At 60.7% G+C, this 23,133-nt stretch carries 21 protein-coding genes; 5 read left to right on the top strand and 16 right to left on the bottom strand.

The genetic code is table 11. The annotated features are described in order from the left end of the window. Positions 1–14: 14 nt before the first annotated feature. The 7 genes from mglC to AC6I7Z_RS13175 form a co-directional block, all read right to left on the bottom strand. Positions 15–1,025, bottom strand: coding sequence for a galactose/methyl galactoside ABC transporter permease MglC (gene mglC, locus AC6I7Z_RS13145; protein WP_497814547.1), 1,011 nt, complete (start codon positions 1,023–1,025; stop codon positions 15–17). A gap of 19 nt (positions 1,026–1,044) precedes the next feature. Further along, positions 1,045–2,565, bottom strand: a complete 1,521-nt coding sequence (mglA, locus tag AC6I7Z_RS13150) for a galactose/methyl galactoside ABC transporter ATP-binding protein MglA (protein WP_497814548.1) — start codon at positions 2,563–2,565, stop codon at positions 1,045–1,047. 68 nt (positions 2,566–2,633) lie between these two features. Continuing rightward, positions 2,634–3,629 (bottom strand): galactose/glucose ABC transporter substrate-binding protein MglB, encoded by a 996-nt coding sequence (gene mglB, locus AC6I7Z_RS13155; RefSeq protein ID WP_497814549.1) that lies wholly within the window; start codon positions 3,627–3,629, stop codon positions 2,634–2,636. A 314-nt stretch (positions 3,630–3,943) separates the two neighbouring features. Next, the gene (gene galS, locus AC6I7Z_RS13160; protein WP_497814550.1) at positions 3,944–4,984 is read right to left on the bottom strand and encodes an HTH-type transcriptional regulator GalS; all 1,041 of its coding nucleotides are present in this window, start codon (positions 4,982–4,984) and stop codon (positions 3,944–3,946) included. A gap of 146 nt (positions 4,985–5,130) precedes the next feature. Beyond that, positions 5,131–6,291: a DUF418 domain-containing protein YeiB gene (gene yeiB / locus AC6I7Z_RS13165; protein ID WP_497814551.1), complete on the bottom strand. Its 1,161-nt coding sequence runs from the start codon at positions 6,289–6,291 to the stop codon at positions 5,131–5,133. A gap of 99 nt (positions 6,292–6,390) precedes the next feature. Further along, entirely contained in the window at positions 6,391–7,056 is a 666-nt protein-coding gene (folE, locus tag AC6I7Z_RS13170; protein ID WP_033750312.1) for a GTP cyclohydrolase I FolE, read from the bottom strand. 122 nt (positions 7,057–7,178) lie between these two features. After that, positions 7,179–8,309 (bottom strand): YbfB/YjiJ family MFS transporter, encoded by a 1,131-nt coding sequence (locus AC6I7Z_RS13175; RefSeq protein WP_497814552.1) that lies wholly within the window; start codon positions 8,307–8,309, stop codon positions 7,179–7,181. Between the two features lie 105 nt (positions 8,310–8,414). Between AC6I7Z_RS13175 and ptrR the strand changes: the two genes are divergently transcribed. From ptrR to fghA, 3 genes are all read left to right on the top strand, one after another. Beyond that, a complete protein-coding gene (ptrR, locus tag AC6I7Z_RS13180; RefSeq protein WP_497814553.1) occupies positions 8,415–9,326 on the top strand; it encodes a putrescine utilization regulator PtrR in 912 nt (303 codons plus the stop codon). 89 nt (positions 9,327–9,415) lie between these two features. Further along, entirely contained in the window at positions 9,416–10,540 is a 1,125-nt protein-coding gene (locus AC6I7Z_RS13185; RefSeq protein WP_497814554.1) for an S-(hydroxymethyl)glutathione dehydrogenase/class III alcohol dehydrogenase, read from the top strand. A 12-nt stretch (positions 10,541–10,552) separates the two neighbouring features. Continuing rightward, positions 10,553–11,395, top strand: a complete 843-nt coding sequence (gene fghA, locus AC6I7Z_RS13190) for an S-formylglutathione hydrolase (protein WP_497814555.1) — start codon at positions 10,553–10,555, stop codon at positions 11,393–11,395. A 280-nt stretch (positions 11,396–11,675) separates the two neighbouring features. Here fghA and AC6I7Z_RS13195 read toward each other — a convergent pair whose 3' ends face one another. The 5 genes from AC6I7Z_RS13195 to AC6I7Z_RS13215 form a co-directional block, all read right to left on the bottom strand. Then, positions 11,676–12,464 (bottom strand): ABC transporter ATP-binding protein, encoded by a 789-nt coding sequence (locus AC6I7Z_RS13195; RefSeq protein WP_497814556.1) that lies wholly within the window; start codon positions 12,462–12,464, stop codon positions 11,676–11,678. Then, positions 12,461–13,519 (bottom strand): FecCD family ABC transporter permease, encoded by a 1,059-nt coding sequence (locus AC6I7Z_RS13200; protein ID WP_497814557.1) that lies wholly within the window; start codon positions 13,517–13,519, stop codon positions 12,461–12,463. Before AC6I7Z_RS13200 ends, AC6I7Z_RS13195 begins: the two co-directional genes overlap by 4 nt. A gap of 146 nt (positions 13,520–13,665) precedes the next feature. Continuing rightward, the gene (locus AC6I7Z_RS13205) at positions 13,666–15,132 is read right to left on the bottom strand and encodes an amino acid permease (RefSeq protein ID WP_497814558.1); all 1,467 of its coding nucleotides are present in this window, start codon (positions 15,130–15,132) and stop codon (positions 13,666–13,668) included. A 129-nt stretch (positions 15,133–15,261) separates the two neighbouring features. Further along, a complete protein-coding gene (gene yieE, locus AC6I7Z_RS13210) occupies positions 15,262–16,128 on the bottom strand; it encodes a DNA-binding transcriptional regulator YeiE (protein WP_497814559.1) in 867 nt (288 codons plus the stop codon). 9 nt (positions 16,129–16,137) lie between these two features. Further along, positions 16,138–16,518 (bottom strand): YkvA family protein, encoded by a 381-nt coding sequence (locus AC6I7Z_RS13215; protein WP_033791588.1) that lies wholly within the window; start codon positions 16,516–16,518, stop codon positions 16,138–16,140. A gap of 100 nt (positions 16,519–16,618) precedes the next feature. On the opposite strand from AC6I7Z_RS13215, the gene AC6I7Z_RS13220 reads away from it, so the two are divergent. Together AC6I7Z_RS13220 and nfo are read left to right on the top strand one after the other, a co-directional pair. Beyond that, complete coding sequence (locus AC6I7Z_RS13220; RefSeq protein WP_497814560.1) at positions 16,619–17,686, top strand: YeiH family protein; 1,068 nt, start codon at positions 16,619–16,621, stop codon at positions 17,684–17,686. Positions 17,687–17,726: 40 nt separating this feature from the next. Continuing rightward, the gene (gene nfo / locus AC6I7Z_RS13225) at positions 17,727–18,572 is read left to right on the top strand and encodes a deoxyribonuclease IV (RefSeq protein WP_497814561.1); all 846 of its coding nucleotides are present in this window, start codon (positions 17,727–17,729) and stop codon (positions 18,570–18,572) included. Between the two features lie 117 nt (positions 18,573–18,689). Here nfo and fruA read toward each other — a convergent pair whose 3' ends face one another. From fruA to AC6I7Z_RS13245, 4 genes are all read right to left on the bottom strand, one after another. Continuing rightward, a complete protein-coding gene (gene fruA, locus AC6I7Z_RS13230) occupies positions 18,690–20,387 on the bottom strand; it encodes a PTS fructose transporter subunit IIBC (protein ID WP_497814562.1) in 1,698 nt (565 codons plus the stop codon). 16 nt (positions 20,388–20,403) lie between these two features. Beyond that, positions 20,404–21,342: a 1-phosphofructokinase gene (fruK, locus tag AC6I7Z_RS13235; RefSeq protein ID WP_497814563.1), complete on the bottom strand. Its 939-nt coding sequence runs from the start codon at positions 21,340–21,342 to the stop codon at positions 20,404–20,406. After that, positions 21,339–22,469, bottom strand: a complete 1,131-nt coding sequence (gene fruB / locus AC6I7Z_RS13240) for a fused PTS fructose transporter subunit IIA/HPr protein (RefSeq protein ID WP_497814564.1) — start codon at positions 22,467–22,469, stop codon at positions 21,339–21,341. Before fruB ends, fruK begins: the two co-directional genes overlap by 4 nt. 273 nt (positions 22,470–22,742) lie before the next feature. Beyond that, positions 22,743–22,997 carry a YkgJ family cysteine cluster protein gene (locus tag AC6I7Z_RS13245; protein WP_497814565.1) on the bottom strand — a complete coding sequence of 85 codons (255 nt, stop codon included), beginning with the start codon at positions 22,995–22,997 and terminating at the stop codon, positions 22,743–22,745. Positions 22,998–23,133 lie beyond the last annotated feature (136 nt).

The raw sequence follows: 23,133 nt of genomic DNA on the forward strand, positions 1-23,133 counted from the left end.
GCGATCTCTTTGACTTACTTCTTACGCGAATACTTCAGCGAATCCAGCGCCACGGCGAAGATAATGATGCCGCCCTTGATAATGTACTGCCAGTAAGGGTTCACGCCGATATAGGTCAGACCGTAGTTGATCACGGTAAAGATAAGCACGCCGGTCACGACGCCCGCCACCGTTCCTACGCCGCCGGCAAAAGAAACGCCGCCCACCACGCACGCCGCGATGGCGTCCAGCTCATACATAAAGCCGAGGTTGTTGGTGGCGCTGCCGATACGACCCGCTTCCAGCATGCCGCCGAAGGCGTAAAACACCCCGGAAAGCGCATAGATCAGAATCAGGTTGAGGTTGACGTTAACGCCAGAGACTTTCGCCGCTTCCGGGTTGCCGCCGATAGCAAAAATATTCTTGCCAAAGCGGGTCTTGTTCCACAGGATCCAGATGAAAATAATGGCGGCGATGGCGTAGAAGGTAATGTAAGAGAGCTTGAAGTCGCCAAAGCGCAGGAAGCCCTGAGCGAACTTCGAGAAGCCGCTGTCAAACCCGGCAATCGGCGACGCGCCGACGAAATCGTAATAGAGCGAGTTGATGCCGTAGACGATAATCATGGTGCCGAGCGTGGTAATAAACGGCGTCACCTTGAGGTAGGCGATGATCAGGCCGTTCACCAGGCCGATCAGGCCGCCGATCACGCACACCACCAGAATCACCACCGGAATCGGCACGGTATCCAGCGTCGGAAACACCTTATTGGCGTTATCCATCGACTGCAGCAGCGTCGCCGCCACCACCGCCGCCAGACCGACCTGACGACCGGCCGACAGGTCGGTGCCCTGCGTAACGATCAGCCCCGCCACGCCCAGCGCGATAATAATACGCACCGAGGATTGGGTAAGAATATTACTCAGGTTCATCAGGCTTAAAAACGTCGGATCCTGGAAAATAATAATAGCCAGCAAAACCAGCAGAACGACATAAATGCCGCCCTCTTTCAGCCAGGTTAGCGCATTCTTTTTAGTAGTCGCTTTCATGTTAACAGCCCTTGCTTCATTAAAGGTGTAATGACGCTAAACGCAATATTTCGTTCTGCGTGGTTGTCTTGGTATCTACAATGCCCGCTACCTGACCATTGCTCATCACCAGAATACGATCGGTAATGCCCAACAGCTCCGGCATTTCGGAAGAGATAATAATGATGCCCTTCTCTTTCTTCGCCAGCTCGGCAATCAGCTGGTAAATTTCGAACTTCGCGCCGACGTCAATGCCGCGCGTCGGTTCATCGAGCATCAATATTTCAGGCTGGGTCAGTAACCAGCGGCCGATAATCACCTTTTGCTGGTTGCCGCCCGAAAGCGATCCAATTTGCGTATGGTGGCCCGGCGTTTTTACGCGCATGGCGTCGATAACCCACTGGGTATCGCTTTTCATCCGCTTATTATCGAGCAGCCCCATATTGTTTTTATACTTCTTGATATTGGAGATTAACGAGTTAAACCCGATATCGAGAAAGGCATAAATACCAGTAGAGCGGCGCTCTTCCGTCACCAGTGCGAAACCGTGGTTAATGGCTTCGTTAGCGCTGTGGTTATTAATCGGTTTACCGTGCAGCTTAATGGTGCCGCCTACCTTCTCGCGGATCCCAAACAGGGTTTCGACGATATCGGTACGCTTGGCGCCCACCAGTCCGGCGATGCCCAAAATCTCCCCTTTGCGCAAATCGAACGAAACGTCGCGAATCGACGGCTGACGCAGCGACGTTAAATGGCGCACCTCAAGAATGGTTTCGCCCGGCACGTTGGTTTTATCAGGAAAGCGCTGGTTCAGGGAGCGGCCGACCATCATGGAGATGATCTTATCCATATCCAGCCCTTCCAGCGGCTGGGTGGCGATCCACTGACCGTCGCGCAGGATCGTAATCTCGTCGCACAGCTGGAAAATCTCTTCCATCTTGTGCGAGATATAAACAATGCCGCAGCCGCGATCTTTCAGCTTGCGAATAATGGTGAACAGATGGTTCACCTCTTTCTCGGTCAGCGAAGAGGTCGGCTCGTCCATGATGACGATTTTGGCGTCATAGGAGAATGCCTTGGCGATTTCGATCATCTGCATCTGCGAAACAGAGAGCGTCGCCACTTTGTCGCGCGGATCGATATCGATATCCAGCTCGTCGAAAATCGCTTTGGTATCGCGATACATTTTGTCCTGATCGACGAACGGCCCTTTTTGCGGATAGCGGCCCAGCCACATATTGTCCATGACGGTGCGCTGTAAAACCAGGTTCAGCTCCTGATGCACCATAGAAACGCCGTTTTCCAGCGCCTCTTTCGAACTTTTAAAATCGATTTCCTCACCCTGAAACAGGATGCTCCCCGTATCTTTTTTATAAATACCAAACAGGCATTTCAATAATGTCGATTTACCGGCGCCGTTTTCACCCATCAATGCATGAACGGAGTGAGGCCGCACTTTTAAATTCACATTATCTAAGGCTTTAACCCCTGGAAATGATTTAGAGACGTTCGTCATTTCCAGCAGATATTCACGCTGCGCGGTCGGATTATCACTGGCCATAATTTACCTGGCTAAAAAAGCGTTGGTCACGTGAAAACAGGGCGCGGCTCAGCCGCGCCCGGACAGGATTACTTCTGGAACTGAGACAGGTTCTCTTTATCGACCGGCACGTAAGGCACGCGGACGATCTTATCGGTGATCTTATAGCTGGTGCCTTCGGTCGCGGCTTTGCCGTCCGCCAGGTTTTTCGCCATATCCAGCGTCGCTTTCGCCTGGTTCTCGGCATCGTTCAGCACGGTGCCCGCCAGCGCGCCCGACTTAACCAGCGCCAGCGCTTCCGGCAGCGCATCGACGCCGAACACCGGAATCGAAGTCTTGTTGTGCGCTTTCAGCGCTTCGACGGCGCCCATCGCCATGGCGTCGTTGTTGGCGATCACCACTTCGATTTTGTTGGCGTTCGGGCCGGAGAGCCACGCATCCATCTTGTCTTTCGCCTGAGCGGTATCCCACATCGCGGTATCCATCGCCAGCTGCTGGGTCTTGATGCCGTCCTGATTCAGGGTATCGATAACGTATTTGGTGCGCGCTTCAGCGTCCGGATGGCCCGGTTCGCCTTTCAGCAGCACGAACTGAATCTGACCATCTTTGTTCAGGTCCCAGTTTGGCGAGGCTTTCCAGTGCTTCTCAATCAGTTTGCCCTGAATAATGCCGGACTCTTTAGAGTCGGTGCCGACATAGTAGGCTTTGTCGTAGCTGGCCAGCACTTTCGCGTTCGGCTCTTTGTTGAAGAACACCACCGGCACGTCGTTGCTGCGCGCTTTATCGATCACCACGGCCGCCGCGGCCGGATCCACCAGGTTAATCGCCAGCGCCTTCACGCCTTTCGCCATCAGCACGTCGATCTGATCGTTCTGTTTAGACTGGTCGTTCTGCGAGTCATTCATCAGCAGCTGTACGCCGCCGAGGTTTTTGGCCTCTTTCTCGATGTCCTTACGAACCATCGACATAAAGTTGTCGTCATACTTATAGATGGTCACGCCGATACGCGTGTCCGCTGCGTGTGCCGTTGCGCCGAACATCATGCTGGCAACCAAAGCTGTGAGCGTGAAAACCTTCTTATTCATGGTATCTCCGGTTTTTTGCAGGGTAGTACTGGCTCAGACGCGTCAGGCGCGCATGAGCTTTCGGTAAAATAAGATTCGGCGAGTCGCAAAGAGGCGAGTGAAATCGCGCTGCCCCGCTGAATCGCCGTCCAGAAACCTGACTTCCATGTGCGACAACGCATCCTGAAGATGTGATGAACCTTTTCAACGGGTTGCTGAAACCACGCCTGCTGCGGTTAGTGCGGCGTTACATAATGTTTCAGTCCGGTAAGACGCTGCCATCATAGTGAGCGGCATGTTAATTAACTGTGAATACAATCACAGATTGAAAACGGTTACATGGCGCTATCGCCTGAATTAGTGACCGACTCCACATTTTGCCGCTGCGCCACGGAATGACGACGCACCAGCGTCGGCATAAAGATGTGCTGCGCGCTGACGTCCAGCTGGCCCGCCGCGCCGCTCAGCGCCAGCTCGGTGGCGAGTTTTGCCATAGAAACAATGGGATAGCGTACCGTGGTAAGTTGAGGATCGGTGTAACGCGACATCGGAATATCATCAAAGCCGATGACAGAGAAATGCTGCGGCACCTGAATGCCGTTATCTTTCAGCGCGGTCAGCGCGCCGGCCGCCATGCCGTCGTTATAGGCGAAAATCGCGCTGAGATGCACGTTGCGCCCTAACAGCTCCACCATCGCCGCCTCGCCGCCCTGCATATCGGGCTCGGCGCAGGCGATCCAGCTCTCCTGCGGCCGAATCCCCTGCTCCGCCAGCGCCTGCTCCCAGCCTTCGCGCCGCTGCTGCACATCTTCGATGTCATGACTGGAGCAAAGATAGCCGATGCGGCCGTGTCCCTGCTGCAGCAGCATGCGGGTCGCCATCAGCGCGCCCGCCACGTTATCCAGGCTGACGCAGCGATGGGCGAAGCCCGGCACGATGCGGTTGACCATCACCATGCCCGGCACCTGCTGCATAAAGGAGGCAAGCTCTTCGTCTGAAAGCGTTTTCGCATGAACCACCAGCGCATTGCAGCGCTGACGGATCAGCACCTCAATCGCATGGCGCTCTTTATCTTCCTGATGCCAGGAGTTGCTGATCAGCACATGTTTGTGCAGGCGCTGCGCCACGGTATCTACCGCTTTTACCAGCGCGCCGAAGAAGGGATCGGAGACGTCCATCACCACGACGCCGATAGTGTCGCTGATCTGCGTTGCCAGCGCCTGCGCGTTGGCGTTGGGCCGATAGCCCAGCGAATCCACCGCCTGCAGCACCGCGTCGCGCGTCTCCGCGGTAACGGCGCTGCTGTTATTCAGCACGCGTGAGACGGTCGCCACCGACACGCCAGCCAGACGGGCAACATCACGAATCGTTATCATGCAGCTGTTCCACAGAGGAATAAAAGGCATCACGCCAGGAAGTAATCCGGCGCTATTCTGGCAGGCGCGGCGAGGCAGCAGCGTGAATCACGTCACACTCATGAAAACGGTTACATACAATTATGTAACCTTTGTGATGAACATCATTATCTGAATGAGGAGCGATGCGGCGTTTTGCCCGCCGCCAGTCGAGTCAGGCGACGCCATAGCCATTCAAGCGGGCCCTGAGGGAAAAAGCGCAGCCAGATCACCGAGAAGAGAATATTGACCAGCCAGACCGCGGGCACAAACGCCAGCAGCTGCAGGCGATCGAAACGCATAAAGAGATCGAAGCGGTAGAAGAGCGTGGTGCAGATTAGCGTCTGCAGCAGATAGTTGCTCAGCGCCATGCGGCCGACGCACTGAATCGCCGAAGTGAGGCGCCAGCGCGCCAGCTGCGGCCAGTAGCCGAGGATCAGCGCGGCGTAGCCGAGGCTGATAAAAGGACTGGCGAGATCGCGCGGCACCTGCAGGTAGAAGCCGCTCCAGCGAAACGACCAGTGCAGCATCCACTGCGACGCCACTCCAGATAGGGCGATGGCATAGCCGGCGGCCAGCAGAAGCGCGGCGCAGCGGCGGTAGTGGCGCAGGCTAAACTCGCCGGTCAGCCAGCCGCAGCGCAGCAGCGCGGCGCCCATCATCATCAGCCCGGCCAGCTGCCAGCCATACTGCGCCGCCAGCGCCATCAGGCTGGAGGAGAGATGGTCGAGGCGGTTCTGCACCGCTTCCCAGCCGCCGGCCAGCTTCCAGAAGCGTTCATATTCGAGATCGGCCGCGCCGGGCAGCCAGGAGCGGCTTGGTTCGGGATCGGAGATGGAGCCGAAGATCAGCAGCACGCCGCAGCCCACGAGGTAGAGCAGCGCGCCGGTATGAAACAGGCTGCGCGTCGAGGGCACGTCGCGCAGCATACGCCAGACGATAAGGCCGATAATGGCGTAATCGAGCAGGATATCCCCTTCCCACATCGCCACGGCGTGAAACAGGCCGATAAGCGCCAGCAGCGTCAGGCGCGCCGACAGCCAGCGGCTGCCGCGTGGCAGCTGAAGCTGCAGGCCCGCGCCGAACAGCAGCGCGAACAGCGTCAGGAATTTCAGCTGCGCCAGGATGTCGAGCACCGCCCAGGTCCAGACCTCGTCGGTGGCGGGATCGCCGCGCCAGGCGGGATTGAGATAGGCGGCGGAAGGCAGGGCGAAGCCGACGATATTGAGCAACAAAATGCCGAGGATGGCGCAGCCGCGAATGAAATCCAGCGCATGATAACGTTGCATAGCGATCCCTGTTGGCGTAAGGCCCTGCCGCCTGACAACAGGCTACCTGTAAGCCTGCGATCGGGTCATCTCACCCGCGTCGGCAGATAGTCAATAAGGTTAAATATGACGCACCGCGCGCAGGAACTCCTGGCGAGTATTCTGGCTCGACTTAAACAGGCCGCCCAGCGAAGTGGTGGTGGTGGCGCTGGTGGCGTCTTTCACTCCGCGCGCTTTCACGCAGTAGTGCACCGCGTCGATCGAGACCGCGACGTTGTTGGTGCCGAGCAGCGTTTGCAGCGCTACCAGCACCTGCTGAGTCAGACGCTCCTGCACCTGCGGGCGCTGGGCGAAGAACTGCACGATGCGGTTGATCTTGGACAGGCCGATCACCTTCTCTTTCGGAATGTAGGCCACGGTCGCTTTGCCGTCGATAATCACGAAGTGGTGCTCGCAGGTGCTGGTCAGGGTAATATCGCGCACCGTCACCATCTCATCCACTTTCATCTTGTTTTCGATAACGGTGATTTTAGGGAAGTTAGCGTAATCCAGACCGGAAAAGACCTCATCCACATACATTTTGGCGATGCGATGCGGCGTCTCCATCAGGCTGTCATCCTCAAGATCCAGATTCAGCAGCTGCATGACCTCGGTCATGTGGCCGGCGATCAGGCGCTTACGGGTTTCATCATCCATTTCACGCGTCGGCGCGCGTAACGGCGTTTCCAGGCCTCGCGCCAGCAGCGCTTCGTGAACCAGGATAGCTTCCTGACTAAGGGTGCTCATCGTACTCATCTCCGCAGGTGTAACGCCCGCCGGAGAGGCCGGCGGGTTCAATTCTGAGCGCGTATTGTGAAGCTTTCCGCTGGGGTAATCCAGTAATCAATCCAATCGGCGATGAAAGCTTTTCACGACGAACGTCGCCACACCAGAAGACCGGCCGCCGCCAGTCCCAGCCCGGCGATCCACAGCGCCGGCTCCAGCCGATGCAGCAGCACGGTAGAGAGCGACGACAGCACTGGCCCCACCAGCTGCCCGACGGCGTAGCCGGTGGTCAGCAGCCCCGCCATATAGCGCGTGTGCTGCGGCGCCAGCTCGCGCGCATAGGCCAGCGCCAGCTGCACCACGCAGAGGAAGCCGCCGCCCACCAGCAGCGCGCCGAGCAGCAGGCCGCTAAAGCCGGGCAGCGCCGCCGCCGCTGCGACGCCCAGCGCCTGCGCCCAAAGCACCAGCGCCAGCCGCTGGTTGTTGCTGGCGAGGCCGCGCGTCAGGATCCCCAGCGCGATGCCGACTATCGCCGCGCCGCCGAAAATCGGCCAGACGAGCTGGGCGAAAGCGCCATCGGGAAAGCGCGCCGCCGCCATCTGCGACAGAAAAGTGGCGGGCAGGATATAGCCGAAGCCCGCCAGGCTGTAGCTCAGCACCAGCCGCCGCAGATCAGCGGTCAGCACCAGCGGATCCGGCGCCTGATCGGGACGATGCAGCTCGCCGACGCGGCGCGGCAAATTGCGCGCGATAGCGGCGATAATCAGCAGCGCCAGCAGGCCGTAGGCAGCCCACGCCAGCGAGGCGGACGCCTGCGACGCATGCAGCTGCACCGCCAGCAGGCCGCTGATAAAGATGCCCGCGCCCGGCCCGGCGAACACCGCCGCTGACAGGCTCGGGCGCCCGTAATGATGCAGCTGCTCACTGCTCCAGGCGGCTACCAGCACCAGCGCCACGCCGCTCGCCCAGCCGATCAAAAAGCGCACCGCGCCGTGCAGCCAGGGGCCGCTGACGCAGGCGGAGAGCAGTGTCAGGATCACCGCGCCCCAGACGCCCAGCTGCAGGCGCAGCTCGACGCGCCGCCGCGCGCGCATTGCGTCAAAAGAGCCGCACAGGTAGCCAAGATAGTTGAGGGCCGCCACCAGGCTGGCGCTGGTCAACGTCAGCTGGCCGTCGTGTATCATGAGCGGCACCTGCGGCGTAAAGGCGAAACGCCCGATGCCCATCACCACCACCAGCGCCAGAAAGGCGCTGAGCGCCACGCGAAAAGCCATATCCCTACTCCTGGGTTTTTATTATCACTTGCTTATAACATGCCAGCTTATTAAACTCACGGAAACTGAATAATTCATATCAAGTTGTTTACGAGAAGAGAATACATGGATCTTGTCCAGCTACGCATGTTCTGTTCCGTGGCCGAAACCGGTTCGCTGGCGCGCGCCGCGGAACAACTCCATCGCGTCCCCTCCAACCTCACCACGCGGCTGCGCCAGCTGGAAGAGGAGATGGGCGTCGATCTGTTTATACGCGAGAAACAGCGCATTCGTCTGTCGCCGATGGGCCACAATTTCCTTAACTACGCGCAGCGCATCCTGGCGCTGAGCGACGAGGCGCTGAGCATGGCGCGCGCCGGCGAACCGGCTGGCAACTTCGCGCTCGGCTCGATGGAGAGTACCGCCGCGACGCGCCTGCCTGCCCTGCTGGCGGCCTATCATCAGCGCTTCCCGAAAGTGTCGCTGTCGCTGATCACCAGCACCTCCGGCGAGATTATCGACAAGGTGCGCGAAGGCACGCTGGCCGCCGCGCTGGTGGACGGTCCGGCGCCTTATGACGATCTCAACGGCTGCATCGCCTTTCGCGAAAGCCTGACGCTGATCACCAGCCTGGATCATGCGCCGGTCGAGAGCGCGCGCGACGCGCAAAACGACACCCTGTTCGCATTTCGCAACAGCTGCTCCTATCGCGTGAAGCTGGAAGCCTGGTATCGCGACAGCGGCGTCGCGCCCGGCAGCGTAATGGAAATCCAGTCCTACCACGCGATGATGGCCTGCGTGGCGGGCGGCGCAGGCGTGGCGATGATCCCCGAATCGGTGCTGAAGCAGATGCCTGAGCGCGCCCGCGTGCAGGCGCATCAGCTGCCGGCGGCGTATCGCGACACCGCCACCTGGCTGATGTGGCGTCGCGACGCCTTTACCCCCAACGTCGAAGCGCTGAAATATTTGATTATCGACATGTTCGACGACCGGCCGCAGGACGACCAGCTGCTGCATCCGCTGCAGGTCGCCGACTAATTGCGCCATTTCACGCTATTTTTACTGATATCACGACCCACGGACGCGACCGCACCGGCGCGTCCCCATCTGACCGCAAGAGGGATTGCATGAACATGATTAAAACCCGCGCCGCCGTTGCCTGGGCTGCTGGCGAACCGCTGAAAATCGAAGAAGTGGATTTGATGCCGCCGCAGAAAGGCGAAGTGCTGGTGCGCATCGTCGCCACCGGCGTGTGCCACACCGATGCCTATACCCTGTCCGGCAAAGATCCGGAAGGCGTATTCCCGGCCATCCTCGGCCATGAAGGCGGCGGCGTGGTGGAAGCGGTCGGCGAAGGCGTGACCAGCGTCGAAGTCGGCGATCACGTGATCCCGCTTTACACCCCGGAGTGCGGCAAATGCAAATTCTGCCTGTCAGGCAAGACCAACCTCTGCCAGGCGATCCGCGCCACCCAGGGCAAAGGCCTGATGCCGGACGGCACCACGCGTTTCTTTAAAGACGGCAAGCCGATTTTCCACTATATGGGCACCTCTACCTTCTCCGAGTACACCGTGGTGCCGGAAATTTCGCTGGCGAAAATCAGCAAAGAGGCGCCGCTGGAAGAAGTTTGCCTGCTGGGCTGCGGCGTAACCACCGGCATGGGCGCGGTGATGAATACCGCCAAAGTGAAAGAAGGCGATACCGTGGCGATTTTCGGCCTCGGCGGCATCGGCCTGTCGGCGATTATCGGCGCGAAAATGGCGAAAGCGGGACGCATCATCGCTATCGACATCAACACCAGCAAATTCGACCTGGCGCGCAAGCTGGGCGCTACCGACCTGGTGAACCCGAAAGATCATGAGAAGCCGATTCAGGAGGTTATCGTCGAGATGACCGACGGCGGCGTCGATTTCTCCTTTGAGTGTATCGGCAACGTCAACGTGATGCGTTCCGCGCTGGAGTGCTGTCATAAAGGCTGGGGCGAATCGGTGATTATCGGCGTGGCCGGCGCGGGCGAAGAGATCTCAACCCGTCCGTTCCAGCTGGTGACCGGTCGCGTCTGGCGCGGTTCCGCCTTCGGCGGCGTGAAGGGCCGCTCGCAGCTGCCGGGCATCGTGCAGGATTACCTGGACGGCAAATTCGCCCTGAACGACTTTATTACCCATACCATGCCGCTGGAAGAGATCAACGAGGCCTTCGATCTGATGCATGAAGGGAAATCGATCCGTTCGGTGGTCCACTTTAACAAGTAATCGGGAGGCGATATGGCATCCACGCTGGAACTGCTGGAAGAACACCGGATGTTCGGCGGCTGGCAGCAACGCTGGCGGCATCAGTCAGCCGCGCTTAACTGCCCGATGACCTTCAGCATTTTTTTGCCCAATCCGAAAGGCGACACGCCGCCGCCCGCGGTGTGGTTTCTGGCAGGCCTGACCTGCACGGATGAGAATTTCAGCACCAAATCCGGCGCGCAGCGCGTCGCGGCGGAGCTGGGTCTGGTGCTGATTATGCCGGACACCAGCCCGCGCGGCGAGGCGGTCGCCAACGACGAGGCGTACGATCTCGGCCAGGGCGCGGGGTTTTACCTTAACGCGACCCAGGCGCCCTGGTCGGCGCACTTTCGCATGTTCGACTACCTGAGCCAGGAGCTGCCGGCGCTGATCGCTGGCAACTTCAATATCAGCGAGCGTCAGTCGATCATGGGGCATTCGATGGGCGGCCACGGCGCGCTGATGCTGGCGCTGCGTCTCGGCAACCGCTTTGCGTCGGCGTCCGCCTTTGCGCCTATCGTCAATCCGAGCGAGGTGCCCTGGGGGCAGAAAGCGTTCAGCGCCTATCTGGGCGAGGATCGCGCGGCCTGGCGCGACTACGACAGCTGCGCGCTGATGCGCGAGGTGCAGTCGCGTTTGCCGATGCTGATCGATCAGGGTGACAGCGATCAGTTCCTGGCGGATCAGCTGCAGCCGGAGCGGCTGGATGTGGTGGCGAAAGAGGTGGGGTTCCCGCTGACGCTGCGCGTGCAGCCGGGCTATGACCACAGCTACTACTTTATTGCGACCTTCGTCGAGGATCATCTGCGCTTCCATGCGCAGCACCTGCTGGTGTAGGTCGTTCAGGGCCGCGATGCGGCCCACAAACGGCTCCATGCTTAAGGAGCGGGTGGCAGGGACAGAATAGCAAAGCGTCCCGCGCCAGGGACAAAAACGCCGGGAGCGTTTTTGAACAACGCAGCGCGTTGGCCCGTTTACGGGCGCACCTCAGGGATGAGGGGCGTATGGCGCGGGCCGAGCTGGCAGGGATGCCGCTTTTTGCGTCTTTGCGATCTGTCCCTGCCACCTGCGACGGCACATTGCCGACAATCTCAGGGCCGCGATGCGGCCCTTTTTCTTAAACCAGTTCCGAGCCGACCAGGCCGTCAATCATCACCTGCGGCATGCCCTGCGAGCAGTGTTCGATACGCCCTTTCACGCCGTATACCTGCGCCAGCGTCTCCGGCGTAATCACCTGCTCCGGCACGCCGTCCGCTATCAAGGCGCCCTCTTTCAGCATCAGCGCATGGTGCGCATGCCGTAAGGCGATATTGATGTCGTGCACCACCACCACGGTGACGATATTGCGCTGGGCGGTTTCGCGACGCACCAGATCCATCACGTGAAACTGATAGTTCAGATCCAGCGCGCTCAGCGGCTCATCCAGCAGCAGCAGCTCCGGGCGACGGATTAGCGACTGCGCCAGACCGACCAGCTGCTTCTGCCCGCCCGAAAGCTGATCGAGATAGCGCATCGCCAGATGCGAAATGCCGAGCTGCTCCAGCAGATACATCACTTCCGCTTCGCTGGCGGCGTTATGCAAGCCGCCCGAGGCGCGCTGCGCCACGATAATCGACTCCAGCACGTGCAGATGCACGCCCGCCGGCAGCGTCTGCGGCAGATAGACCACGCGCTGGGCGCGACGCGCGAACGGCTGCTGCATCAGCTCTTCGCCGTTCAGCCACAGCTCGCCCTGCCCTTTGTTTAGCCCAGCCAGCGCGCGCAGCAGCGTCGATTTGCCGCAGCCGTTCGGCCCCAGCAGCACGGTGATTTGACCGCGCGGCAGCAGCGCCACGCTGAGGTCCTCAATCACCTTGCGTTTGGGGTAGCCCGCGGTGAAATGTTTTAACGTCAGACCCTGAGTCATACATTCCCCCGATGGCGCAGAATAATGCTCAGGAAGAACGGCACGCCGACCAGCGACGTCACGATGCCGACCGGAATAATCACGCCGGGAATAAGGTTCTTGGAGGCGACCGACGCCATCGAGAGCACCAGCGCGCCGGTCAGGGCGCTGGCGGGCAGATAGTAGCGGTGATCTTCGCCGAAGATCATGCGGGCAATATGCGGCGCCACCAGCCCGATAAAGCCGATCGGCCCGACAAAGGCCACCGCCAGCGCGGAGAGAATACTGATGCGCAGCAGCGTCGCCAGGCGCAGGCGGCGCACGTCGATGCCGAAGCTGACGGCGCGATCTTCGCCGAGGCGCAGCGCGGTCAGCTTCCAGCTGCTGAGCAGCGAGAACGGCAGCAGCAGCGCGAAGGCCAGGCTCAGCACGCCGAGCTTCTCCCAGGAGGCGCGCGCCAGGCTGCCCATGGTCCAGAACACCAGCCCCTGCAGCGTATCTTCGCTGGCGATAAACTGCATCATCGACACCAGCGCGTTAAAGGTGAACACCAGCGCGATGCCGAACAGCACCACGCCCGAGGTTGAGACCCGCGTCCAGCGCGTGACGCCGTCGAGCATCAGCGCGGCGAACAGCGCGAACACAAAGGCGTTGGCGGAGATCAGCCACTGATCCGGCACGCCGGGAATGCCGATGCCGAGAATAATCGCCAGCGCCGCGCCGAACGCCGCCGCCGAAGAGACGCCGAGGGTAAAGGGGCTGGCCAGCGGGTTGTTGAGGATAGTTTGCATCTCGGCGCCCGCCAGTCCGAGGCAGAAGCCGACCACCACCGCCATCAGCGCGTAGGGCAAACGAATATCCCAGACGATGACGCGCGTGCCGGCGTCAACCGAGGCGGGATGCAGCAGCGACTGCCAGAGCGTCGGCAGCGAGAGGCCGGCCGGGCCAAGGGTAAAGTCCAGCACCAGCGAGGCGATAATCGCCAGCACCAGCACGGCGATCATCAGCATGCGGCGGCGCAATACCTGATGATAGCGGCCCATAGCGCCCTGCGCGGGCAGAGTTGAGTCCGTCATAAAAAGCCTGTTTTAGGGATTAGGTCGAAAACGCTGCCACAATAGAGCAGATGATAATAATTATCAATTCTTCAACTTAAACAAAACGGCACCTTAACGAAAAAAGCGCGGCCAAGCCGCGCTTACTGTGATGGCGCTGGTTAGCGTCACTCTTTATGCGTCGGGAATTCCATCTCGCTGTACTTCACGAAGCGGGTGCCGCGCGTCAGCTTGTAGCCCAGCCAGATCAGTAAAAACAGCGGAATGCCGATATAGGTAGCGGCGACGCCGTACCAGTCGATGCTGTCGTTGAGGAACGCCTGATAGTTCTGGCCCAGCGTGATGATTAGACAGAGCACGAAGGCGAAAATCGGGCCGATCGGGAAAAAGCCCGAACGGTACGGCAGGTCGTCCAGACTATGGCCCTGCCTGATATAGCCGCGACGGAAGCGATAGTGGCTGATGGCGATGCCCAGCCAGGCGATAAAGCCGGTCATGCCCGAGGTATTGAGCAGCCAGAGATAAACTTCCTGATTGCCGAACTTCGAAGTCAGGAAGCAGAGGCCCGCCACGACGGTGGTCGCCAGCAGCGCGTTGCGCGGCACGCCGCCTTTCGACAGCCGGGCGAAAATGCGCGGCGCTTTGCCTTCGCTCGCCAGGTTATAGAGCATGCGCGTCGAGGCGTACATGCCGGAGTTGCCCGCCGACAGCACCGAGGTGAGGATCACCGCGTTCATCACCGCCGCCGCCGAGAGCAGGCCCGCGTTCTGGAACACCAGGGTAAAGGGGCTGACGCTGATGTCGGTAACGTCGTTGTGCAGCAGCTGCGGATCGGTGTAAGGCAGGATCAGGCTGATAATCAGAATAGCGAAGATATAAAACAGCAGAATACGCCAGAACACCTGACGCACCGCGCGCGGAATGTTTTTCGCCGGATCTTCCGACTCGCCCGCCGCGATGCCGATCAGTTCGGTGCCCTGGAAAGAGAAGCCGACAATCATCGCCACGCCGATCATCGCGGCGAATCCGCCAGCGAACGGCGCGTCGCCGACCTGCCAGTTATGCCAGCCGGCGTGCTCGCCGCCGCGCAGGATACCCACGATCATCAGTACGCCGACCACGATAAAGATAATCACGGTCGCCACCTTGATCAGCGAGAACCAGTACTCTGCTTCGCCAAAGCCTTTGACCGAAATAACGTTAAGCAGGAACATCAGGCAGAGGAACAGCGCGCTCCAGATCCAGCCCGGCGTATCGGGAAACCAGTAGTTCATCACCAGCTGCGACGCGACCAGATCCACGGCGATGGTCACCGCCCAGTTGTACCAGTAGTTCCAGCCGAGAGCGAAACCAAAGCCCTCTTCCACATATTTTGCGCCATAGGTGGCGAAAGAGCCGGAAACCGGCATAAAGGCCGCCAGCTCGCCGAGGCTGGTCATCAGAAAGTAGACCATCAGGCCAATCAGCGCGTAGGAGAGCAGCGCGCCGCCCGGCCCCGCCTGGGAGATGGTGGCGCCAGAGGCCACGAACAGGCCGGTGCCGATCGATCCGCCGATGGCGATCATCGTCAGGTGACGCGCCTTTAACTCGCGTCGTAACGCAGGTTGTTGTGTTGTATTTGTGTCGTTATGCATGTGTAAACACTAGGCTCGCTAAAAATGAGGCGCGATTGTAGCAATTCACCCTGCCCTGTATAGCATTGACGCCGTGTTATTAGTTACCTTCATGATCGCCGCTGAATTATAAGCAAAAACCTCTTGCGGCTACTCGCGGCAGTAGGAGAGAAAACGGTCAAGCGCTCTGGAAAGGTGCTTCTGACGATGATGAATACGGTACAGGGTACGCGTCAGCCGCGGCAGCGGAATCGTCAGCTCCACTAAGGTGCCCGCCTCCAGCAGATCGGCGATCACGCGCCGCGACAGGCAGCTTATGCCCATATTGTGCCGCACCGCATGCTTGATCGCCTCGGAGTTGCCCAGCTCCATGCCCAGCTGAAACGCAGGCAGGTGCGAGAGCAGCAGATAGTCGACGATTTCGCGCGTGCCGGAGCCGTGCTCGCGCAGGATCCAGGGGGCGTTGCCGAGGCTCTCCAGCGTCACCGGCTGGCGCAGGATCTCCGCATCGGGCGCGGCAAAGGCCACCAGCTCATCCTCCAGCCAGGCATCGCTTACCAGCTCGGTCATATGGCATGGCCCTTCGATCAGGCCGACGTCGACGCGAAAATCGGCCACCGCGTTGATCACATCCTGACTGTTGCCGACGCTCAGCTCCAGCGGCAGGCCGGGAAAGTCGCGGCGATAGGCGGCTATCATGCCCGGCAGCAGGTAATTGCCGATGGTGCTGCTGGCGTAGATGCGGATCGCGCCGTTGTCCTCTTTAAACAGCTGTTCGATTTCGCCCGCCTGCTCCAGCAGGCCAATAGCGCGCGGATAGAGCAGACGGCCGTGTTCGTTGAGCACCAGCCGCTTGCCGACGCGATCGAACAGCTGCACGCCAAGCTGCCCTTCCAGATCCGCCAGCGCCGCGCTCACCGCCGACTGCGAGAGCGCCAGCACCTGCGAGGCCTGCGTGGTCGAGCCGCTTTTCAGCACCTCGGTAAAGACTTCTATCTGCCGCAGCGTGATATGCATGGGTTCTCCTTACATCGCATAGCGCTGGACAAGGTAGTACAGCACCGCCAGCCAGATCAGCACCATCAGAAACAGGCCGAAGCCGCTGACCACTTTTTTGCCGCGCGCGCGCTGCACTTCGGCGCGCTCAGCGCTGCCGATACGGACGTCGCGCGGCAGCAGACGCAGCAGGATCAGCACGCCGAGCGGAATGATGATCGCATCGTCGAGCAGGCCGACGATGGGGATAAAATCGGGGATCAGATCGATGGGGCTGAGCGCATAGGCCACCAGCCCAAAGGCCAGCAGCTTGAACCACCACGGAGTGCGCGGATCGCGACAGGCGAACCACAGCGTCAGCACATCTTTTTTTATCAGGGCGGCCCAGCGGCGCAAACGTCCAAATAACATCTTTCGGCCTTATCGTTTTATCTGGTTAATATTAAATATATTATCAATTTCACTTTTAAGCCAGCGCGGCGCATGCTTTGCCTGACACAAGGAGCAGATTATGGCAGAGCTGACTTTTCCCCGAGTTCCCTTTTTTATTCAACACCGTTTTCCCGGCCTGCTGCTGACCGCCGCCATTGCCGGCGGAGCGGCCTGGCTGGCGCAGCGCCCGGAGATCGCCGGCCTGGGCCTCGGCGCGCTGACGCTGGCGATTGTGCTCGGCATTCTGGTCGGCAACACGCTTTACCCTTCTCTCGCCCCGCACTGCGACGCGGGCGTGCTGCTGGCGAAGCAGAAGCTGCTGCGCCTCGGCGTTATTCTGTTCGGTTTCCGCATTACGCTGCAACAGATCGCCGATGTCGGCGCGAGCGGCGTGCTGATCGACGTGCTGACGCTAAGCTCGACCTTCTTTATTACCTGTCTGCTGGGCATCAGGCTGCTGAAGCTTGACCGCGAAACGGTGTGGCTGATCGGCGCGGGCAGCAGCATCTGCGGCGCGGCGGCGGTACTCGCAACCGAGCCGGTGGTGAAAGCGTCGCCGACGAAAGTGGCGGTGGCGGTGGCGACCGTGGTGCTGTTCGGCACCCTGGCGATCCTGATCTATCCCCTGCTCTGGCTGCTGGCGCAACACACTTTCCCTCAACTGAGCCTCGCGCAGTTCGGCATATTTACCGGTTCGACCATCCATGAGGTGGCGCAGGTGGTGGCGGCCGGTCATGCGATAGGCCCGGAGGCGGAGAACAGCGCGGTGATCGCTAAAATGCTGCGCGTGATGATGCTGGCGCCGTTTCTGCTCTGCCTGAGCGGCTGGCTGCGCCGCGCGCCGCAGCAAACGCCGCGCCAGGGCATCGCCTTTCCCTGGTTCGCGCTCGGTTTTATCGGCGTGGCGCTGTTCAACTCGCTGCATCTGCTGCCGGCCGCCTGGGTCGCCGATATTAATCAGGTCGCTAACCTGCTGCTGGCGATGGCGATGGCGGCGCTCGGCCTCACCACGCGCTTCGGCGCGCTGCGTCAGGCAGGCGTGAAACCGCTACTGCTGGGGCTGATGGTGTTTGTCTGGCTGATTGTCGGCGGCGGCGCCATCAATCTGCTGACGCAGCATTTCATGGGCCTGGCGCATCAGGTATGATGCGGGCTTCTTTTTAGTCGGCCTTTTCTGGAGAAGCGGCATGAAATATATCGGCGCCCACGTCAGCGCGTCTGGCGGCGTAGAGCAGGCAGTGATTCGTGCCCATGAACTGGAGGCAACCGCGTTTGCCCTGTTTACCAAGAATCAGCGGCAGTGGAAGGCGGCCCCGCTTTCGGCGGAGACCATCGACGCCTTTAAGGCCGCCTGCGAAAAATACCATTTTGGCCCGCAGCAGATCCTGCCGCACGACAGCTTTCTGATTAACCTGGGCCACCCGGAAGCGGAGCCGCTGGAGAAGTCGCGCGCCGCTTTTATCGACGAGATGCAGCGCGCCGAGCAGCTGGGCCTGACGCTGCTTAACTTCCATCCCGGCAGCCATCTGAACAAGATAGACGAAGAGGCGTGCCTGAAGCGCATCGCCGAGTCGGTGAATATCGCGCTGGATAAGACCTCGCAGGTGGTGGCGGTTATCGAGAATACCGCCGGCCAGGGCAGCAACCTCGGCTTTCGCTTTGAACATCTGGCGGCCATTATCGAGGACGTCGAGGATAAATCGCGCGTCGGCGTCTGTATCGATACCTGTCATGCCTTTGCGGGCGGCTACGATCTGCGTACCGAAGAGGCGTGCGAGGAGACCTTCGCCGAGTTCGAGCGCATCGTCGGCTTCCAGTATTTGCGCGGCATGCACCTTAACGACGCCAAGAGCGCCTTCGGCAGCCGCGTTGACCGTCATCACAGCCTGGGCGAAGGCAATATCGGCAAAACGCCGTTTAGCTGGCTGATGAAGGATGCGCGCTTTGATGGTATTCCGCTGATTCTGGAGACCATTAATCCGGATATCTGGAAAGATGAGATCGCCTGGCTAAAGGCAGAGCAGAAAAACTAAAAAAGGGAGCCACATGGCTCCCTTATCGTTGTTAATGCTGTGCTCATCGTAGGTGACAGGGCCCGATCGCAAAGACGCAAAAAACGGCATCCCTGCCAGCTCGCCCCGCAGCAAGGATCAGGCTTTCGCCAGCTCCTCTTCCGGGCGTTTCAGGATAGCGTAGCTCAGTCCCGCCACCGCCGTGCCGACGATAATCGATACCAGGTAGCCCAGCACCGGCGTAATCGCGCCAGGAATAAGCAGCACGAACAGGCCGCCGTGCGGCGCCATCAGCTTCGCGCCGATATACATCGAGATAGCGCCGGTCAGCGCGCCGCCGACGATACAGCACGGCAGTACGCGCATCGGATCGCGCGCCGCAAACGGAATCGCACCCTCAGAGATAAAGCAGAGACCGAGCACCAGCGCCGCTTTACCGCCCTCCTGCTGACCTTTATTAAACTTACGGCGCGCCACCAGCGTTGCGACACCCATCGCCAGCGGCGGCACCATGCCCGCAGCCATGATCGCCGCCATCGGCGCGTAGGTCTGCGAACTCAGCAGGCCGACGCCGAAGGCGTAGGCTACTTTATTCACCGGCCCGCCCATATCGGTACACATCATGCCGCCCAGAATCGCGCCCAGCAGCACCGCGTTCGCCGTGCCCATGTTCGCCAGCCAGGCGGTCAGGCCGGTCATGATCGCCGCAACCGGTTTACCCACCACGTAGATCATCAGCAGGCCGGTAATCAGGCTGGCCACCAGCGGAATAATCAGAATAGGCTTCAGCGCTTCCATACTCTGCGGCAGCTTGAGTTTGCCGCTGATCAGCTTCGCCGCATAGCCAGCGATGAAACCGGCAATGATGCCGCCGAGGAAGCCGGCGTTAATGCTGGTGGCGATCATGCCGCCAATCAGGCCCGGCGTCAGGCCCGGACGATCGGCGATGGAGAACGCGATAAAGCCCGCCAGTACCGGCACCATCAGCGCAAAGGCGCTGCCGCCGCCGATCTGCATCAGCGCCGCCGCCAGCGTGCCCGGCTCTTTAAAGGCGGTGATGCCGAAGGCGAAGGAGAGCGCAATGCTCAGGCCGCCCGCCACCACCATCGGCAGCATATAGGAGACGCCGGTCAGCAGGTGACGGTAAGCGCCCGCTTTCTCTTTTTTCTCTTCCTGCGGCTCGCCGCTCTGCGCGCCGGCAGCTTTGTAAGGTCTGGCTTCGGCCACCGCCTTATCCAGCTCCTGCGCCGTTTTCTTCAGCGCCAGGCCGGTTGAGGTGCGGTACATCGGCTTACCGGCGAACTTCGCCAGGTCGACTTCGATATCCGCCGCCACGATCACCAGATCGGCTGCCGCCACTTCTTCCGGCGTAATCGCATTGCCTGCGCCGACGGAGCCGCGGGTTTCCACTTTCACCCACCAGCCGCGTTTGGTCGCTTCCGCCTGGATCGCTTCGGCAGCCATAAAGGTGTGCGCCACGCCGGTCGGACAGGCGGTGACCGCGACAATGCGTTTTTGCGCGTTCGGCTGTGCAGCCGTCGGCGCCGCAGCGGTTGTGACCGCGGCCGGCTGCCAGGGTTTCGCTTCCGCTTTTGCCTGAGCAAGGAACTGCTCTGGCGCGCGCACCGCCTGCTGCGCATCGCCCAGCCAGACGGATTTGCCGTTCAGCGCGGCGTCATTCGGCAGCGCGCGACCGAGGACGATCGCCAGCTCCGCTTCCGCCGGGTTGTCCGTAAAGGAGAAACCCGCCTGCGCGGCGGCGGCGGTCAGACGCTGTTGCGCCATCCAGGCCGAGGCCTGACCAATAGTAGGATCTTTTATCAGCAGCGTTTTCATTATCGCTCTCCTGCTGTCAGTTAACGGGTTGTAAGTCGACGCGCGCCATCATCGCGGCCAACTGGGTACGATCGGTCACGCCGACGTTGCTCTGGCTGACGGCCATGGCCGCCACCGCCGTCGCAAGACGCAGCGTGTGTTCGCTGGATTCGCGCATCAGCAGGCCGTAAATCAGGCCGCCGACCATCGAGTCGCCCGCGCCCACGGTGCTGACCACTTCGCACACCGGCGGTTTGGCGATCCATTCGCCTGAGGCGTTGACCCAGAGCGCGCCTTCCGCGCCCAGCGAAATCACCACATGGGCGATGCCCTGCTCGCGCAGCTCGTGCGCCGCGCCAATCACATCCTGCAGCGTCGGCAGTTTGCGCCCTGCCCAGATTTCCAGCTCGCGGCGGTTAGGCTTAACCAGCCAGGGCGCGGCTTTCAGGCCCGCCACCAGCGCTTCGCGGCTGCTGTCGAAAATAATGCACGGGCAGTGGGTGCGCAGGTCGCTCATCCAGCGGGTAAAGGCTTCCGGCTGCACGCCAGACGGCAGGCTGCCGCTGACGCACACCATGTCGAACTGGCCGAGCCAGGTCAGCGAATCGCTGGTAAAGCGATCCCAGTCCTGCGGGCTGACGTCAAAGCCGGAGAAGTTAAGATCGGTCACGTCGTTATTCTGCTCGGTGAGCTTGACGTTGATGCGCGTGCGGCCCGGCACCACCTGAAAACGGTTGGCGATGCCCAGCTCGCTGAACAGCTGCTGAAAGCCATCCTGATTCTCTTTGCCGAGGAAGCCGCCTACCGTGACGTCGATGCCGAGATCTTTCAGCACTTTTGCCACGTTGATGCCTTTGCCGGCCGCATGCAGGCCGGTGGTTTTCACCAGGTTGACCTCGCCGCGCTCGATCTCCGGGACGAATCCCACCAGATCGTAAGCGGGATTCAGCGTAATAGTTGCGACGCGTCTGCTCATGCTGCCCCCTCGCCCAGGCCGGAATTAATCGCCTCTTCAATGGCGTTCAGCGCCTGCTGCGCATCTTCGCCGCTGGCGGTAAAGCGCAGGCGATGGCCCTTCTTCACGCCCAGCGCCACCACTTTCATCAGGCTGCGGCCGTTAGCCGGTTTGCCGCTGCCGTCGAGGTTGGTGACGGTGATATCGCTGTTGAACTGTTTGATGACGCTGACCAGCGCCGTGCCGGGACGCGCGTGCAGCCCGTGCTCGTTGCGAATGGTGAATTCTGCGCTCAGCACCTCGGCCTGCTCGTCCACTTCGCTGGTGAGCAGCGCGTAGACGCCCGCCGCGTCCGCTTTCAGCAGGCGATCCGCCTTGCCGTTCTGCAGCAGCGTGCTGAGATAGCTCAGCACCTCCAGCGGTCGCTCGTCGACGGCGGATACCGTGACCAGCAGCGCCACTTTCTCGCCCTGATGCTCGCCCGGCGCGGCGGCGCGGCTGACCGCGACCGCGCTGCGCAGGTTGCCGCGGCTGCTGTCGCTCAGCCAAATGCCCTGGCCCAGGCTCAGCGGCGTCGCGGCCATTACGTCGGCAACAAAGCTGGCGTCCACCGCGCCTGCGGCCTGCAGGCGGCCAGCATTGAGCGCCTGCAGCGTAATCAGGTCGCTGGCGGCGACGTCTAAGGTAATCAGCGAGGTGTCGAAGCTGAATTCGGCCGCCTGTTTTTCGCCCATCAGCAGCGCGCGCAGATCTTCCGCCGAGGCGGTTTTCAGCTGTTCGGCGACGCTGTCGTCGCTCAGCACGTGCGTCAGCTGACGCAGCAGCGCCAGGTGTTCGTCAGATTTCGCCGCGATGCCGATCGCCACATAGGCGGTCTGATCGTCGCCCCAGGCGACGCCCTGCGGAAACTGAAACACCTGCACGCCGGTTTTCTGCACGAGGTCGCGCGTATCGGTGGTGCCGTGCGGAATGGCGATGCCGTTGCCCAGAAAAGTTGAGGTCTGCTGCTCGCGCGCCAGCATGCCGTTGACATAGCCTTCTGCCACGTTGCCCGCTGCGGTCAGCGCCGCCGCGACCTGGCGGATCGCCTCTTCTTTATTTTGTGCGCTGGCTCCGGTGTGGATGGCCTGCAATTCGAGCTGGAACATATTTCTCCTCGCTTACTGAAATTGAATCGTTTCAGCCTGATGGCCGTTTAAAGCGCGGCGACGGTGCGCAGAGCGCGTCTCTGCCGCGCTGAAACGTTTCAAGGAGTCTGGTACAGCCCATCATGCCATGCAAGAAAATGCGTAAAATGCGTAGCAGATTTTTGACGTTACGCACAATTCATCGTGGGGAGAGTAAGAATAAGCTCAGGGAGCTGAACGCGCGCTGTAACGGCGCGCCCGCGCTTCGGCGCACGCGTCAGCAACTTCAGCTGGTCAGGGCGCGGTGTCCGCTTCCAGCTGCAGCAGATAGACCATCGCGTCCTGGCGCGTGGCGCCGCACATATCGCGCGACGGCTGTAAACCGGCGCAGACGGCGGGCCGCAGCGGCGAGCCGAACAGTTTGCAGCGCAAATCGGCGTCAAGCTGAACGCAAGGGGTATTGGCGGGTTTGCCCTGAGGCATGCCGGGGATCGGCGAAGAGATAGATGGCGCGGTACAGCAGGCGCCGCACTGACTACGGCATTGCATGATGCGCTCCAGCGAGAGTTGAGCCGCGACAATAGCAGCCCGCGCGCGCGAAAGCCACGTCTGCGTCATCGCGCGCATTTTTTCCGGCGCCATATTGCCTGTTTAACCCGGCGCGAGTAACGTGGCGCGCATCGGA

The organism is Pantoea sp. X-Soil-MYKO-1289, from assembly GCF_059730625.1.

Coding starts and splice junctions, on each gene's coding strand:
- mglA (WP_497814548.1), bottom strand. CDS start 2,565: ATGGCCAGTGATAATCCGACCGCGCAGCGTGAATATCTGCTGGAAATG.
- fruK (WP_497814563.1), bottom strand. CDS start 21,342: ATGAGCAGACGCGTCGCAACTATTACGCTGAATCCCGCTTACGATCTG.
- ptrR (WP_497814553.1), top strand. CDS start 8,415: ATGGATCTTGTCCAGCTACGCATGTTCTGTTCCGTGGCCGAAACCGGT.
- AC6I7Z_RS13245 (WP_497814565.1), bottom strand. CDS start 22,997: ATGCAATGCCGTAGTCAGTGCGGCGCCTGCTGTACCGCGCCATCTATC.
- mglB (WP_497814549.1), bottom strand. CDS start 3,629: ATGAATAAGAAGGTTTTCACGCTCACAGCTTTGGTTGCCAGCATGATG.
- AC6I7Z_RS13215 (WP_033791588.1), bottom strand. CDS start 16,518: ATGTTATTTGGACGTTTGCGCCGCTGGGCCGCCCTGATAAAAAAAGAT.
- fruB (WP_497814564.1), bottom strand. CDS start 22,469: ATGTTCCAGCTCGAATTGCAGGCCATCCACACCGGAGCCAGCGCACAA.
- yieE (WP_497814559.1), bottom strand. CDS start 16,128: ATGCATATCACGCTGCGGCAGATAGAAGTCTTTACCGAGGTGCTGAAA.
- AC6I7Z_RS13205 (WP_497814558.1), bottom strand. CDS start 15,132: ATGCATAACGACACAAATACAACACAACAACCTGCGTTACGACGCGAG.
- AC6I7Z_RS13185 (WP_497814554.1), top strand. CDS start 9,416: ATGAACATGATTAAAACCCGCGCCGCCGTTGCCTGGGCTGCTGGCGAA.
- AC6I7Z_RS13200 (WP_497814557.1), bottom strand. CDS start 13,519: ATGACGGACTCAACTCTGCCCGCGCAGGGCGCTATGGGCCGCTATCAT.
- AC6I7Z_RS13175 (WP_497814552.1), bottom strand. CDS start 8,309: ATGGCTTTTCGCGTGGCGCTCAGCGCCTTTCTGGCGCTGGTGGTGGTG.
- AC6I7Z_RS13220 (WP_497814560.1), top strand. CDS start 16,619: ATGGCAGAGCTGACTTTTCCCCGAGTTCCCTTTTTTATTCAACACCGT.
- yeiB (WP_497814551.1), bottom strand. CDS start 6,291: ATGCAACGTTATCATGCGCTGGATTTCATTCGCGGCTGCGCCATCCTC.
- folE (WP_033750312.1), bottom strand. CDS start 7,056: ATGAGCACCCTTAGTCAGGAAGCTATCCTGGTTCACGAAGCGCTGCTG.
- fghA (WP_497814555.1), top strand. CDS start 10,553: ATGGCATCCACGCTGGAACTGCTGGAAGAACACCGGATGTTCGGCGGC.
- AC6I7Z_RS13195 (WP_497814556.1), bottom strand. CDS start 12,464: ATGACTCAGGGTCTGACGTTAAAACATTTCACCGCGGGCTACCCCAAA.
- mglC (WP_497814547.1), bottom strand. CDS start 1,025: ATGAAAGCGACTACTAAAAAGAATGCGCTAACCTGGCTGAAAGAGGGC.
- fruA (WP_497814562.1), bottom strand. CDS start 20,387: ATGAAAACGCTGCTGATAAAAGATCCTACTATTGGTCAGGCCTCGGCC.
- nfo (WP_497814561.1), top strand. CDS start 17,727: ATGAAATATATCGGCGCCCACGTCAGCGCGTCTGGCGGCGTAGAGCAG.
- galS (WP_497814550.1), bottom strand. CDS start 4,984: ATGATAACGATTCGTGATGTTGCCCGTCTGGCTGGCGTGTCGGTGGCG.